We start from the raw sequence: 13,446 nt of genomic DNA, 5'->3' as shown, positions 1-13,446 counted from the left end.
GGCCGACGGCGCCGCAGCGCCGCCACCGCGGTCCGACCGCCGCTCCCGCTCGACCACCTCCTCACGTACGGCTCCCCCTCGACCCGGAGGAACGCCTCCCATGTTCGACACAGTTCTGGTCGCCAACCGCGGTGAGATCGCCGTCCGGGTGATCCGCACCCTGCGGCGTCTCGGCGTGCGCTCGGTCGCCGTGTTCAGCGACGCCGACGCGGACGCCCCGCACGTCCGCGAGGCCGACGTCGCGGTCCGGCTCGGCCCTGCCGACCGCAGCGACAGCTCGGCCGCCGAAACCTACCTGCGGACCGACCAGATCCTCGCCGCCGCCCGCCGGACCGGCGCCCAGGCCGTCCACCCCGGCTACGGCTTCCTCGCCGAGAACGCCTCCTTCGCCCGCGCCTGCGCAGAAGCGGGCCTCGTCTTCATCGGTCCTCCTCCCGCCGCGGTCGAGCTGATGGGTGACAAGATCAACGCCAAGGAGGCCGTACGGGCCGCCGGCGTGCCGGTGGTGCCCGGCAGCCGTGCCACCGCGCCCAGCGACGACGCACTCGTCGCGGCCGCCGACGAGATCGGCTACCCGGTCCTGCTGAAGCCGTCCGCCGGTGGCGGCGGCAAGGGCATGCGGCTGGTCCGCGACCCGGCCGACCTGCCCTCCGAGATCGCCGCCGCCCGGCGCGTCGCCCGCACCGCCTTCGGCGACGACACCCTGCTGCTGGAGCGCTGGATCGACCGGCCGCGCCACATCGAGGTCCAGGTGCTCGCCGACGCCCACGGCACCACCGTCCACCTCGGCGAACGCGAGTGCAGCCTTCAGCGCCGCCACCAGAAGCTGATCGAAGAGGCTCCCTCCGTCCTGCTCAATGCCGAGACCCGCGCCGCGATGGGCGCCGCCGCCGTCCGGGCCGCCGAGTCCTGCGGCTACACCGGCGCCGGCACCGTGGAGTTCATCGTCCCCGGCGTCGACCCGGACTCCCCCACCCCCACCGAGGGGGTGCGGGACTTCTTCTTCATGGAGATGAACACCCGCCTCCAGGTGGAACACCCCGTCACCGAGCTGGCCGTCTCCGTGGGCGGCTCGCGCTCCCGGGGTTCGTCTGCGTCAGGTTCGACCGCGGGTGATCCGGACACGGACGGTCGGGACGCCGACGATCCGGCCGTCGCCGACCCGGGAGCGGACCGGCCCCGGCGGCTCGACCTGGTCGAGTGGCAGCTGCGGATCGCCGCGGACGAACACCTCGCCTTCACCCAGTCCGACATCTCCTTCCTGGGCCACGCCATCGAGGCCCGGATCTGCGCCGAGGACCCGGAACGGGACTTCCTGCCCACCGGCGGACGCATCCTGCTCCTCGACGAACCACGGGGCGAAGGCATCCGGGTGGACTCCGGGGTCGCCCCGGGGACCGTCATCACCAGCTCCTACGACCCCATGCTCGCCAAGGTCATCGCCTACGGACCCGACCGGCCGACCGCGCTGCGACGCCTCCGCGCCGCGCTGGCCGACACCCGGATCCTCGGCGTCACCACCAACACCGGCTTCCTGCGGCGACTGCTCGCCCACCCCGAGGTCGCCGCCGGACGGCTCGACACCGGCCTGGTGGAGCAGACCGCGCAGCAGCAGCCCGGGCTGCTCGCCTCGCCCTACTCCCCGGCCGCCGCGCCCGCACCGGACACCGAAGCCCCGGAGGCCGCGGCACCCGACGCGCTGCCGCCCGGGTCACCGACACCCGCCCACCTCCTCTACTACGCCGCCGCGCTCGCACGGCACCTGGACCTGGCCCCCGCCGCCGACCACGACGGCTGGACCGACCCCTTCTCCCTTCCCTCCGGCTGGCGCCTGGGCGGCGCCCCCGCCTGGACCACCCACCGACTCCGTACCCCCGGCCAGGACCCGGTGTCGGTGCGCATCCGTTCGATCACTGCGGGCAACGTATCCGAGGCCACCGACAATCCGCCCGGCGTCGCCCCCGAGGTGGAGATCCGGCTCGACGCCGGGCCGGTCCACCGCGCCCGGGCCACCCGGGCCGGCGACCGGCTCCGCCTCACCGTGGACGGCCTGCGGACGACCTTCGCGCTGGCCGCCGACCGGGCCCCCGGCACCGCGGCCGGTCCGGTGACGTGGCTCGGGATCGACGGCGACGCCTGGCCGGTGCACGGCCACGACGCCGTCGGCGGGAACGCCGCCGCCGGCGCGGCCCACCACGGCGCCCTGACCGCACCGATGCCCGGCACCGTCACGGTCGTGAAGACCACGGCCGGCGAGACCGTCCGCAAGGGCCAGCCCCTGCTCGTCCTGGAGGCCATGAAGATGGAACACGTGATCGCCGCCCCGCACGACGGGACGGTGAGCGAGCTGCGGGCCACCGCGGGCGCCACCGTCGCGATGGAGGAACTGCTGGTCGTGGTCACCCCCGCCGAGGCCGCACCTGCCCCCGCCGAGGGCGCCGGAGCCGAGGTGCGGCCGTGACCGCCGCCACCCCCGCGCGCGAGCCCGACGCGCTCGACCTGGGCCTGCCGGCCCAGGTCCCGGCGCCCGGCCTGCCCGCGGAGGTCCGGATCCACGAGGTCGGACCGCGAGACGGGCTGCAGAACGAGAGCGCCCTCGTCCCGGTCGAGGTCAAGGCCGAGTTCATCGCCCGGCTCGCCGACGCCGGCCTGCGGACCGTCGAGGCCACCAGCTTCGTGCACCCGAAATGGGTACCCCAGCTCGCCGACGCCGAGGAGCTGATGCCCCGGCTCGCCGGTCTGCCGAGCGGGCGCCCCGGGCTGCGCCTGCCGGTCCTGGTGCCCAACGAGCGCGGGCTGGACCGTGCGCTGGCCCACCACGCCGAGGACGTCGCGGTCTTCGCCAGCGCCACCGAGACGTTCGCCCGACGCAACCTCAACCGGTCGGCGGACGAGGCGATGGAGATGTTCCGGCCCGTGGTGGAGCGCGCCACGGCCGCCGGGGTCCGGGTCCGCGGCTACCTGTCGATGTGCTTCGGCGACCCCTGGGAGGGCCCGGTCCCGCCCGCCCAGGTGATCGGTTTCGGGGTGCGGCTGCTGGAGATGGGCTGCACCGAGCTGAGCCTCGGCGACACCATCGGCGTGGCCACCCCGGGCCAGGTCACCGCTCTGCTGGACGGGTTCGCCGAGGCAGGGGTGCCGACGGGACGGCTCGCGGTGCACTTCCACGACACCTACGGCCAGGCGCTCAGCAACACGCTGGCCGCGCTGCGCTCCGGGATCACGGTGGTCGACGCCTCGGCGGGCGGCCTGGGCGGCTGCCCGTACGCCAAGAGCGCCACCGGGAACCTGGCCACCGAGGACCTGGTGTGGATGCTGCACGGACTCGGCATCCGCACCGGTGTCGACCTCCGCGCCCTGGTCGCCACCAGCGGCTGGATGGCGAGACGGCTCGGTCGCCCGAGCCCGTCCCGGACGGTCCGGGCCCTGCTGGGCCCCGGCGCCGGACAGGACTGACGTCGGCGGGGGTCCCCGGACGCCCATCCGCTCGTCCGGGCCCCGCCCTTCCCCCCTCATCACACCGCGCGTCCGCCACACCATCGAACGGACGGCGGTCGTCCCGATCAAGCCCGCGCCCACCCGGCGGGGCCTCAGGAGGATCACCATGCTCGACCACCGGTTGAACACCGAGCACGAGGAACTGCGGCGCACCGTGGCCGAATTCGCCCAGGACGTGGTCGCCCCGAAGATCGGCGAGTACTACGAGCAGGGCGAGTTCCCCTACGAGATCGTCCGGGAGATGGGACGGATGGGCCTGTTCGGCCTGCCCTTCCCCGAGGAGTACGGCGGCATGGGCGGCGACTACTTCGCGCTCTGCCTGACGCTGGAGGAGCTCGCCCGGGTCGACTCCTCGGTCGCCATCACCCTGGAGGCGGCGGTCTCGCTCGGAGCGATGCCGATCTACCGCTTCGGGACGGAGGAGCAGAAGCGCGAGTGGCTGCCCCGCCTGACCTCCGGCGAGTTGCTCGGCGCGTTCGGACTGACCGAGCCCGAGGGCGGTTCCGACGCGGGCGCCACCCGCACCACCGCCCGGTACGACGAGGCCACCGACGAGTGGGTGATCAACGGCACCAAGTGCTTCATCACCAACTCCGGCACCGACATCACCGGTCTGGTCACCGTCACCGCGCTCACCGAACCGCTCGCTCGTTCGAGTGAAGGGGGCGAATTCTCCTCGCCACGGCGCGAGATCTCCTCCATCATCGTGCCCAGCGGCACCCCCGGGTTCCAGGTGTCGAAGAAGTACTCGAAGGTCGGATGGAACGCATCCGACACCCGCGAACTGTCCTTTACCGACTGCCGCGTCCCCGCGGCCAACCTGCTGGGTGAGCGCGGCCGCGGCTACGCCCAGTTCCTGCGGATCCTCGACGAGGGCCGCATCGCGATCGCCGCCCTGGCCACCGGCCTGGCCCAGGGCTGCGTCGACCAGTCCGTCTCCTACGCCGGTACGCGCCGGGCCTTCGGCCGGACGATCGGCACCAACCAGGCGATCCAGTTCAAGCTCGCCGACATGGAGCTGCGCGCCCACACCTCCCGCCTCGCCTGGCGGGACGCCGCGTCCCGGCTGCTGCACTCGGAACCGTTCAAGAAGGAGGCCGCGATCGCCAAGCTGTACTCGTCGGAGGCCGCCGTCGACAACGCCCGCGAGGCGACCCAGATCCACGGCGGGTACGGCTTCATGAACGAGTTCCCGGTCGCCCGCTTCTGGCGCGACTGCAAGATCCTTGAAATCGGCGAGGGCACCTCGGAGGTCCAGCGCATGCTCATCGCCCGCGAGCTCGGCGTCTCCTGAGAGAGCTCCCGCAAGCCCTGTCCGCACACGACGACACGTCCCCGTCCGTCGATCCTCCCGCTCCGTCCGCCGCGCACCGGCCGGCCGGTGGGCGGGGCCGGAGGGTCACGGGAGGGGCGGCCCGACCGCACCACGGTCACCGACGTCGATCTGCTCGTACCGGGTGAGCGCGAGTTCGAACGCCGCCGGTTCGACCTTCACCGTGCCGTCGAACGGGCCGCTGAGCTGGAACACCAGACCGACCGCGAACGCCACCGCGGCGCCCATGAACCCCATCAGCACCAGATTGCGCCCGCCGGCGGTCAGCCCGATCAGCGGCGGCACGGCCAGCACGACCACCGCTCCCACCACCAGACCCCACAACTCCAGTGTCGGCGCCCGCGAGCCGACGTCGGCCAGCCGGGCCGTCCGCCGTGCGTAGGCATCCTCCAGCCCTCTCAACGTGTCCGCCTTGGCACCGAGTTCGACCGGGTCCTCGGTCCGTACCGCGTCCGCCGCGATCCGGACCCGGTCGATCGACACCCACGCCTCGGCACTGCCGTGCCCCTGCCCCAGCTGCACCCACTCCTCGTCGATCACCTGCCGGGTGTACGCCCGCAGCCGCTGCCGCACCACCGGACGGTCCGGTCCCGGCAGCAGCCGCGCGGACCAGTACACCTCGGTGAGCGCGCGGGACTCCTCGTAGGTGTGCCGACGCGCGTCGCTGAGCTCCTGCCAGGCACCGGCGACAGCGAAGCCCGTGAAGAGGGCGAAGAACCCGAGCACGGCCGCACTCACGAAGCCGACCGCGGACGAGTTCCCCTCGTCGTCCGGGGAGGAGCGAACCCGCCCGATACCGAGACCGATCACTACGGCGAGAGCCGCACCGGCCAGCACCGCGACGACGTTGACCCACATCTACGGGATCTCCCTCAGAGGTTCATGATCCACTACGGCCTCCGGGGCCACCACCGGGGCGCTTGCGCACCATCGTGGCGGCGGCCAGGACCACAAGGACCGGAAGCATGATCGCCATCAGCAGCATCAGCACTTCGCCGGTGCCCCATCCGTTCTCCCAGTCGAACGGCGAGCCTTCCGGCCCCTGGGCGGCCGCAGCCACTCCTCCACCCGAATTGCCGGAACCCACGCCCGTGTCGCCCGCGCCGGGGTTCCGGGCGTCGGCGCCCGCGCCACCCGCCCCACCATTCGCGGCACCACCCGGGGCACCCGCCGCGCCGCTCCCGGCCGCGCCTGCCGCCCCGGCCGCCGCCGGGGCGGGCACGGCCTGGAAGGGGCTCGCCGGAAGTCCGAAGAGCGCGGTACCCGGACGGAAGGGCACTGCCGACCCGGTTGCCGCCGCCACGGCAGCGGAAGCGGCAGCAGCAGCGGCGGCCTGGGCAGCGGCACTCTGGCCGGCGGCAGCGGCAGCCGCTGCGGCTGCCGCCCCCGCGATGGCTGCCGCGTTGGCGGGCGCGGCTGCCCCGGGGGCCGCAGCCGCGGCTGCTGCTGCCGCGGCTGCTGCCGCGGCGTTCGGAGCGGCAGCCGAACCGGCCGGCGGCGCGGCCGGGTTGGGCGGCGGAGCGTTCGCGGCGGCAGCGGCTGCCGCCGCGGCACCGGCCGCCGGGGGCGCGACCGCCGGGTTGACCGCCCCGGGGGCCGCTGCCCCGGCCACCGCTCCACCGGGAACGGCTGGAGCACCTGGAGCAGCGGGAGCGCCGGCGGTACCCGGCGGCGCCGGATTGCCGGCCGTGCCGGGCGGGGCTGCCGCCCCGGGCTGGGCGGGCGCACCCGGTTGGGCGGCCGGAGCCGGGCCCTCGCCCTCGTATTCCCCCGGCGCCTCCGCCGCGAGCGGGCGGGGAGCCAGCGGGCGCCCGTCCTGGCCGACCGCCCCGTCCGCTGCCAGGCCCTCGGCCCGGGCCACGGCGGAGTGCCTGCCGGGCCGGGCCTCGCCCGAGGCGGTGCAGTCCAACGGCCGGCCCGGCTCCAGCAGACCGGCCGCGGACTGGCCGAGACAGCTGACCTGCCCCACCCCGGGGAGGAGGTCCACCACGCTGACCGCGCTGACCGGCGAGTCCCCGACCGCGTCCACCCGGTACCTCAGCAGGACGTCTCCGCCCACCCGCGCCACGGTGACGCGACGCCCGGAGAGCCGCTCGGGAGAGGAGGCCGGACCAGCCGGCGGGAGGGCTCCGTCGGCCACCGCCTCCCGGTCCCCGGGCGGCACGACGGAACGGGCGACGGAACGGGCGGCGGAACGGGTCACCACACCCGAGCCCGCCGGAACGCCGACCCGGGCCAGCGTCAGCCCGGCGACCAGTCCGAGATAGCCGGCCTCCGCGGTCACGACGGCCTTGGGGAGGCCCTTCGGAGCGTCCGCCTCGACGCGGACGACGGCCCGCTGTTGACCGCTCTGCGCCGGCAGGGTGGCCGAGCACTCGACGACACCGAGGGCGGGAAGCACGAACGGCTGCTGCCCGCCGCAGACCACCGCGGCCCCGGAGACCTGGGCGTCCTTCAGGACCGAGACGGTCAGCGGGTACTCCGCCTGGTTCGCCAGCCGGTAGACCCGGAGCAGCTGTTCGCCGGACCGGACCCGGACCCCGGTGCCGGTGGCCCCGTTGGTGCGGACCTCCAGCCGCACCGCGCCACGGGCTTCTCCGCCCGCCGGGCTGAGCGCCGACGCCCCGGGGGCGCCGGCGAGGAGCGCGAGCGGCAGGAGTGCCGGCACAGCGGCCGACAGGACGAGGAGGGCGGTGACACGGCGGGGAGCACGACGGAGAGGACGTCCGGGCGGCCCGGAATCGGGCGGAGTGGGCCGATTGATCACCTTGTCATTCTTCGCACCGCGCTTCCCGGCCGGGCGGGAGCGCGGTACCGACCCACCGGCAGGGGTGACACGTTCGGCCCAGCGGCAGGCCCGCCACGCCGTAGCCGGCGAATCGTCAGGGGATCACGATCACCGGACGGTTGGCCCGGCGGGCGAGGCGACCCGACACGGATCCGAAAATCTTGCCGAGCAGGCCGTGCGTACTGCCGACCACGATGGCGTCGGCGGCGTACTCACGGCCGACCTCCTCGATCTCGTGGCAGATGTCGCCGCCCCGTTCGACCAGGACCCAGGGGACGCCGGCGAGGAAGTCCGCGCAGGCGAGCTCCAGGCCGAGCACCTCGGTCCGGTGGTCGGGGAGGTCGACGAAGACCGGCGGTTCACAGCCCGCCCAGACGGTGGCCGGCAGGCGGTTGGCCACGTGCACGATCACCAGTCCGCACTGGGAGCGGCGGGCCATGCCCACCGCGTAGGCGAGGGCGCGCTCGCTCGACAGCGAACCGTCGAAACCCACCACCACACCGTGACGGAAGGCGGGGTCGCAGGAACGCGAGGACGCCGGCCGGACCGCCGGTTCTCCGACGGCGCGGGTGGGGCCGGAGGCGCTCGGCCGGTCGGCGCCCGGACCGGGGCGGCCCGTCACCGGGGGCTCCGCGCGGTCGTCGCGGTGCTCGTCCCGCCGGTGGCGGGAACCCGAGCCGGGTCGGCCTCGGCGCACGATGTTGCGGAGGGGCCGGGTGAGGCCACTGCTCCGGACGTCCGCATCCGGCTCCACCGGTCGGAAGGACTCAGAACCAGCCATGGCACAAGGCTCTTCGAAGGGGATGGGCTGACAGGAGAGGACATCGCTGCCCGAGCAGCAGGCCCGCCCAGGGGACGACGTCGGTCTGCGCCGCGCACCACCGTTGGTGACCTGTTCCTTTCAGAGTACGACGGGCCGGGGACTCGGCCCAGCCACAAGACCTCGGGGCGACACTGTTCCCGCGAACGGGGGATGTAACCCCCGTCGGCCGTACGCCCCCGGGCACGCTGACGCGCCCCTCCGGCGACAGAGGTTCCCTGGAGCTTGACGGAGCGGGCCGGGCGGCGCAACAGGCCACCGGGACACCGTGACCGGACTGTCATGGATCGATGACGATCCGTTGCCGCCCGATCACCGCGCGGCGGGCCCGCGGCGGGTCGTCCGGGGCCCGTAGGGCGAGCCCCACCTGACGCAGCCGCCCCGGGAGTGTGGCACCGAGCCCCCGTTTCGGCCATTTCGCACGGGTTCGCGACGCCGTCTGGCATTTGCCAGGTGCATAGGCACGGCCGCTGGCACCATGCTCGGCATGCCCCTGCTCCTGCTCGACCTCGACAACACGCTGCTCCCCAGGGACGCCGCTTTCCGGGCCTGGGCTCAGGAATTCCTGACCGAACGAGGGCTGCCGCCCGGCGACGTCGACTGGCTCTCCACCATCGACGGCGGCGGCTACGTACCGCGCAGCACCGTACTGTCCGCCGCCCGCCGCCGCTACGGACTGGACGAGTCACTCGACCGCCTTCTCGCCCACTACCGGCGCGGCATCAACTCCCACATCCACTGCCCGTCCCGCAACATCGACGCGCTGCGGGCGGCGCGGGCCGCCGGGTGGACGCTCGGGATCGTCAGCAACGGCGGCACGGGGCCGCAGCTGGAGAAGATCCGCCGGACCGGACTCGGTCCGCTGGTCGACGGCTGGGTGATCTCCGAGGAGGCGGACTGCCTCAAACCGGACCCGCTGATCTTCGAGATCGCCGCGCAGCGGTGCGGCATCGCACCGATCGGCGACTGGGCCAGCCACACCTGGATGATCGGGGACCACGCCCCCGCCGACATCGCCGGGGCCGAGCTGGCCGGCCTGCACAGCGTCTGGCTGCACCACGGCCGTCCGTGGGCCGAGCCCGGCTACCGGCCCACGCTGAAGGCGGCCGGGCTGCCGGAGGCCGTCGGGCAGGTGCTGTCGGCCCGCGTCGCTCCGTCACCCCGGCCGGGGATCCGGGCGGGCGGACCGCTCGGGCGGCGGGCCGGCGACTCCGAGGGCGTCCCCCGTTCCCGGGATCGGGGAATCCCCGGTGCCAGGGCTCTCGCCCTGGCACCGACCGGGACGGTCACGGCATCCGTCGGCGCCGCGGTCCCGATCGGGACCGTCACCGCAGCCGGAATCGGCATCACGGCCGGCGGCACCCCGGCGGCCGGGACCGTCGTCACGACCGGAAGCGTGACCGCGACCGGGGTCGCCGTGGTGCCGATCGGCCCGAGGTCCCCGGGGCCGGGCATCAGGGCGCAGACCGGCGTGCGGTCAGGCGCACAGTTCTCGCCGTCCGCCCTGGACGACGGGCATGCGCCTGTTGCCGCGAACGCCACGAGCTGTGCCACCCCGCATCCGGGGGCAGGGTCCGTTGTCCGAAACCGACCCGGCGGGTTTGCCGCCGACAGCGCGGAGCACTCCGCGTCTGCGGGCACCGCCGACGTGGTGGAACCGCCGGTCGGGCTCCCGTCGACGACGGGCGGGCCGCCCGCCCGGACGAGGTTCGCGGCGCCGCCGGCCCGCAGGGTTCCGCGTCCGGGCACCGCCGCCTCCCCGCGAACCGCCGGAGCCCCGGCGGCCCCGGCGCACCGCGCCGCCCGGACCGGATAGAGGGCGACTCGCGCCGTGGTCGCCGGGCGAAGCACCGGAGCGTCGTCGCCCGAGACGCACCCGGGCGCCCGGGTGGGTCCGGGCGGCACAGGCCGCGCCGCCGGGCGGCTACGCCGGGAGCCTGCTCAGCGCGTCCACCAGCGGGTGCGGGCCAGTTCGGTGAAGCCGAGCCGGCGGTAGAGCGGCTCGCCGAGTTCGGTGGCCACCAGAGTGGCCGGACGGTCGGGGTGTGCGGCGGCCGGCGCCGTCCGCAGCACCGCCCGGGCCACTCCGCGTGAGCGCTGGGCAGGCAAGGTGGCGACCCAGTAGACGCCGGTGGCGTGGCCGTCGTCGTAGGTCAGGCAGGCACCGGCGGTCACGCCGTCGACCCGGCCGAGCCAGGCCCGGCAGCCGGGTTCGCCCAGGAGCCGCACCGGCAGCTGGGCGCCCTCGGTCCAGGGCTGCCGGGGCAGGATCGGGAAGCCGTCGACGATCGCGCGCTCGGCTTCGGCGAGGGCGTCCGCCCCCAGGACCTCACCCACCGTCAGCACCTCTGCGGCAAACACTCCCGAGCCCGAGCCCGAGCCAGTCGCCGGCCGTTCCGGCCGTTCCGGCGGCAGCGGACCGGGCTCGCGCACCATCACCGCCATCCGCCGGCCGTGGCCGCAGCCCTGGCGGGTCAGGTCCAGCCCGCCGCACGGGTCCTCCACGGTGAGCCGTACGGTGTGCCAGGCGGCGAACAGGTCCGTCAGTTCCGCTTCCGGCGCTCCCGGTTCGCCGATGGGGCGGGCGACCACCACGCGGTGGGCGTCGTCCGGGGTGCGGGCGCAGCGGACCGCGGTGAAGCCGGGGCGCGTGAGGTACTGCCAGCCGTGCGCACGCGCCTGGGCCAGCCAGAGTGCGGCGGCGTTGTCGTTGGCCTGTTCGAGCCGGCCGAGGATCTCCACTCCAGGACGGTAGCCTTGACGGCCCGTCCGCGCTGTCCGGCCCCGGCCCTGGCCGGATGAAGCCAGGGAGGCGCACACATATCGGCCGTGCGCCCTCGCGTGCACCGCCGATTTTCGGTCAATCTCGCGCGACTCCCCCGCCCTTGGGCAAATCCGCAGCCCAGACGCGCCGGCCGGGTGCGCCGAAGCCGGACGTCCCAGGACCCGTCCCGCGACAACCAGCCACCGTTGCACCGGCCCCCTTCCCAGAAGGGTCGACGGGTGCCACGCTTCGTGATCGAATGCATCACGCCAAATTGCCATGTCGACATAGCGTCGGATGGTGAACTTGTCACAACGGCAATGGTCCACCCGATAGATTCGATCTTGGCCAGCAGTGCCGCACCACCACACCACACCACCGAGGGGGCTTGAGCGCCTTGAGCAGGGTGAGCAGGAGCGACGCGGGTCCTGACAGCGGCCAGACCGCGGCCGGCATCGCGGGTCGTTCCGCGAGAGGCACCGGCAACAAGGCCCCCGCCGTCAACACCCGCACCTCCGGCACAGCCTCGTACCCCTCCTATTCCGCTGCGGCCACACCCGCCCCGGGAACCACTTCCGCACCAGCCGCCCCCGGCGGCCCCGGTGCCTCCGGCTCCCCGGGCACCCCACCCTTCCCGGCCTCCCCGGAGCACGGCGGACGCACCGTCAGCCGATCCGGAGTCAGCCACGGGACCGGGTACGGCATCGGCTCGGACGGCCGGCACGGGCAGTCGGTTACCGGCCAACCTGGCGGCCACCCCGGCGGCGGTCACCCGGGCGGCCACCCGGGCGGACAGGAGAGCGGATTCACGACCTTCGCCGCCGCTCCGACCGGCGCGCTCTCCGGCCCGGCCCTGGCCGGCGCCGGAACGTCCGGCGGGATCCCGCCGGGATCGCTCGGGCTCGGGGTGTCCGGCCACGGCGCGGGCGGACACGGCGCGGGCGGACACGGCGGACCGGGCTCCGGCCTCAACGGATCCTCGACTCCGGTGATGGCGGTCTCGCCGCGCAAGCTCTCCGGCCGGCGCAGGCGCGAGACCGTCGCCGTGCTGATCTTCGGCGGCGCACCGATCTTCGAGAGCTCGATCCCGCTCTCCGTCTTCGGTGTCGACCGCCAGGACGCCGGGGTGCCGCGCTACCGCCTCCTGGTCTGCGCCGGCGAGGAGGGGCCGCTCGCCACCACCGGCGGCCTCACCCTCTCCGCCCCCTACGGGCTGGAGGCACTCGCCCGCGCCGGGACGATCGTCGTACCGGCCTGGCGCTCGATCTCGCAGCCGCCGCCGGTCGAGGCGATCACGGCGCTCCGCAAGGCGCACCACGAGGGCGCCCGGATCATCGGCCTCTGCACCGGCGCGTTCGTGCTCGCCGCCGCCGGTCTGCTGGACGGCCGCCCGGCGACCACCCACTGGATGTACGCCCCGACCCTGGCCAAGCGCTACCCGCGGGTCCACGTCGACCCGCGCGAGCTCTTCGTGGACGACGGCGACGTGCTGACCTCGGCGGGCACCGCCGCCGGGATCGACCTCTGCCTGCACGTGGTCCGCAGCGACCACGGCGCCGAGGCGGCCAACGCGCTCGCCCGGCGGCTGGTGGTGCCGAGCCGTCGCAGCGGTGGCGGACAGGCCCAGTACATCGACCAGTCTTTACCTGAGGAGATCGGCAACGACCCGCTTGCCGAGGTGGTCACCTGGGCGCTGGAGAACCTCAACCAGCAGTTCGACGTCGAGGTGCTGGCGGCTCGCGCCTACATGAGCCGACGGACCTTCGACCGGCGCTTCCGCACGCTCACCGGCAGCGCGCCGTTGCAGTGGCTGATCACCCAGCGGGTGCTCCAGGCCCAGCGGCTGCTGGAGACCTCGGAGCTGTCGGTGGACGACGTCGCGCGCCGCTGCGGCTTCCGGTCGCCGGTGGCGCTGCGCGGGCACTTCCGGCGCCAGCTCGGGGTCTCGCCGGCCGCCTACCGGACCAGCTACCGGGCCCGTCGGCCGGGCAGCGTCTCGGCCGCCCAGGCCGCGGCGCAGGGCAACGACCTCCGGATGACCGGGGCCGTGCCGCAGCCCGCCACGGCCGCCGCCCCGGCGGGCGGGACGGTCCCGGGTCAGCACGGTGCGCACGGGCAGGCGTCGGTGCCGGGCTTCCCGGGCGGCGCCGCGACGCACCCGGGGCAGCACGGGCAGCCGTCCGGCCAGGGCGTCCACGCCCGGGCCGGGCAGCCGTACCCGCACCAGCCGGCGGGGCACCAGC

The 13,446-nt window shown here is 74.8% G+C and carries 8 protein-coding genes and 1 pseudogene; 5 read left to right on the top strand and 4 right to left on the bottom strand.

All coding sequences use genetic code 11. The features are described from left to right. Positions 1 to 100: 100 nt before the first annotated feature. The 3 genes from PUR56_RS28665 (at position 101) to PUR56_RS28655 (ending at position 4,792) form a co-directional block, all read left to right on the top strand. Positions 101 to 2,461 (top strand): acetyl/propionyl/methylcrotonyl-CoA carboxylase subunit alpha, encoded by a 2,361-nt coding sequence (locus tag PUR56_RS28665; RefSeq protein WP_329951061.1) that lies wholly within the window; start codon positions 101 to 103, stop codon positions 2,459 to 2,461. Further along, positions 2,458 to 3,456: a hydroxymethylglutaryl-CoA lyase gene (locus PUR56_RS28660; RefSeq protein ID WP_329951060.1), complete on the top strand. Its 999-nt coding sequence runs from the start codon at positions 2,458 to 2,460 to the stop codon at positions 3,454 to 3,456. Before PUR56_RS28665 ends, PUR56_RS28660 begins: the two co-directional genes overlap by 4 nt. Positions 3,457 to 3,604: 148 nt before the next feature. Beyond that, a complete protein-coding gene (locus PUR56_RS28655; protein ID WP_329883726.1) occupies positions 3,605 to 4,792 on the top strand; it encodes an acyl-CoA dehydrogenase family protein in 1,188 nt (395 codons plus the stop codon). Positions 4,793 to 4,897: 105 nt separating this feature from the next. Here the strand turns inward: PUR56_RS28655 and PUR56_RS28650 are convergent, their stop codons facing one another. The 3 genes from PUR56_RS28650 to PUR56_RS28640 form a co-directional block, all read right to left on the bottom strand. Further along, a complete protein-coding gene (locus tag PUR56_RS28650) occupies positions 4,898 to 5,689 on the bottom strand; it encodes a bestrophin-like domain (RefSeq protein ID WP_329883725.1) in 792 nt (263 codons plus the stop codon). A 22-nt stretch (positions 5,690 to 5,711) separates the two neighbouring features. After that, positions 5,712 to 7,499: a hypothetical protein gene (locus tag PUR56_RS28645; protein ID WP_329951059.1), complete on the bottom strand. Its 1,788-nt coding sequence runs from the start codon at positions 7,497 to 7,499 to the stop codon at positions 5,712 to 5,714. 214 nt (positions 7,500 to 7,713) lie between these two features. Continuing rightward, positions 7,714 to 8,241, bottom strand: a complete 528-nt coding sequence (locus PUR56_RS28640) for a universal stress protein (protein ID WP_380364626.1) — start codon at positions 8,239 to 8,241, stop codon at positions 7,714 to 7,716. Between the two features lie 685 nt (positions 8,242 to 8,926). On the opposite strand from PUR56_RS28640, the gene PUR56_RS28635 reads away from it, so the two are divergent. Further along, the gene (locus tag PUR56_RS28635; protein WP_329951058.1) at positions 8,927 to 10,255 is read left to right on the top strand and encodes an HAD-IA family hydrolase; all 1,329 of its coding nucleotides are present in this window, start codon (positions 8,927 to 8,929) and stop codon (positions 10,253 to 10,255) included. A gap of 125 nt (positions 10,256 to 10,380) precedes the next feature. Here PUR56_RS28635 and PUR56_RS28630 read toward each other — a convergent pair whose 3' ends face one another. Then, positions 10,381 to 11,181 carry a GNAT family N-acetyltransferase gene (locus PUR56_RS28630; protein WP_329951057.1) on the bottom strand — a complete coding sequence of 267 codons (801 nt, stop codon included), beginning with the start codon at positions 11,179 to 11,181 and terminating at the stop codon, positions 10,381 to 10,383. 1,013 nt (positions 11,182 to 12,194) lie between these two features. Between PUR56_RS28630 and PUR56_RS28625 the strand changes: the two are divergent. Then, positions 12,195 to 13,382 (top strand): annotated as a pseudogene (locus PUR56_RS28625) (helix-turn-helix domain-containing protein); the annotation flags it as partial. Positions 13,383 to 13,446: the final 64 nt, after the last annotated feature.

The organism is Streptomyces sp. BE303, assembly GCF_036290945.1.
Taxonomy (GTDB): Bacteria; Actinomycetota; Actinomycetes; order Streptomycetales; family Streptomycetaceae; genus Kitasatospora.
Note: the sequence above shows the minus strand (reverse complement) of the source record. Positions and strands in the feature narration are given on the sequence as shown.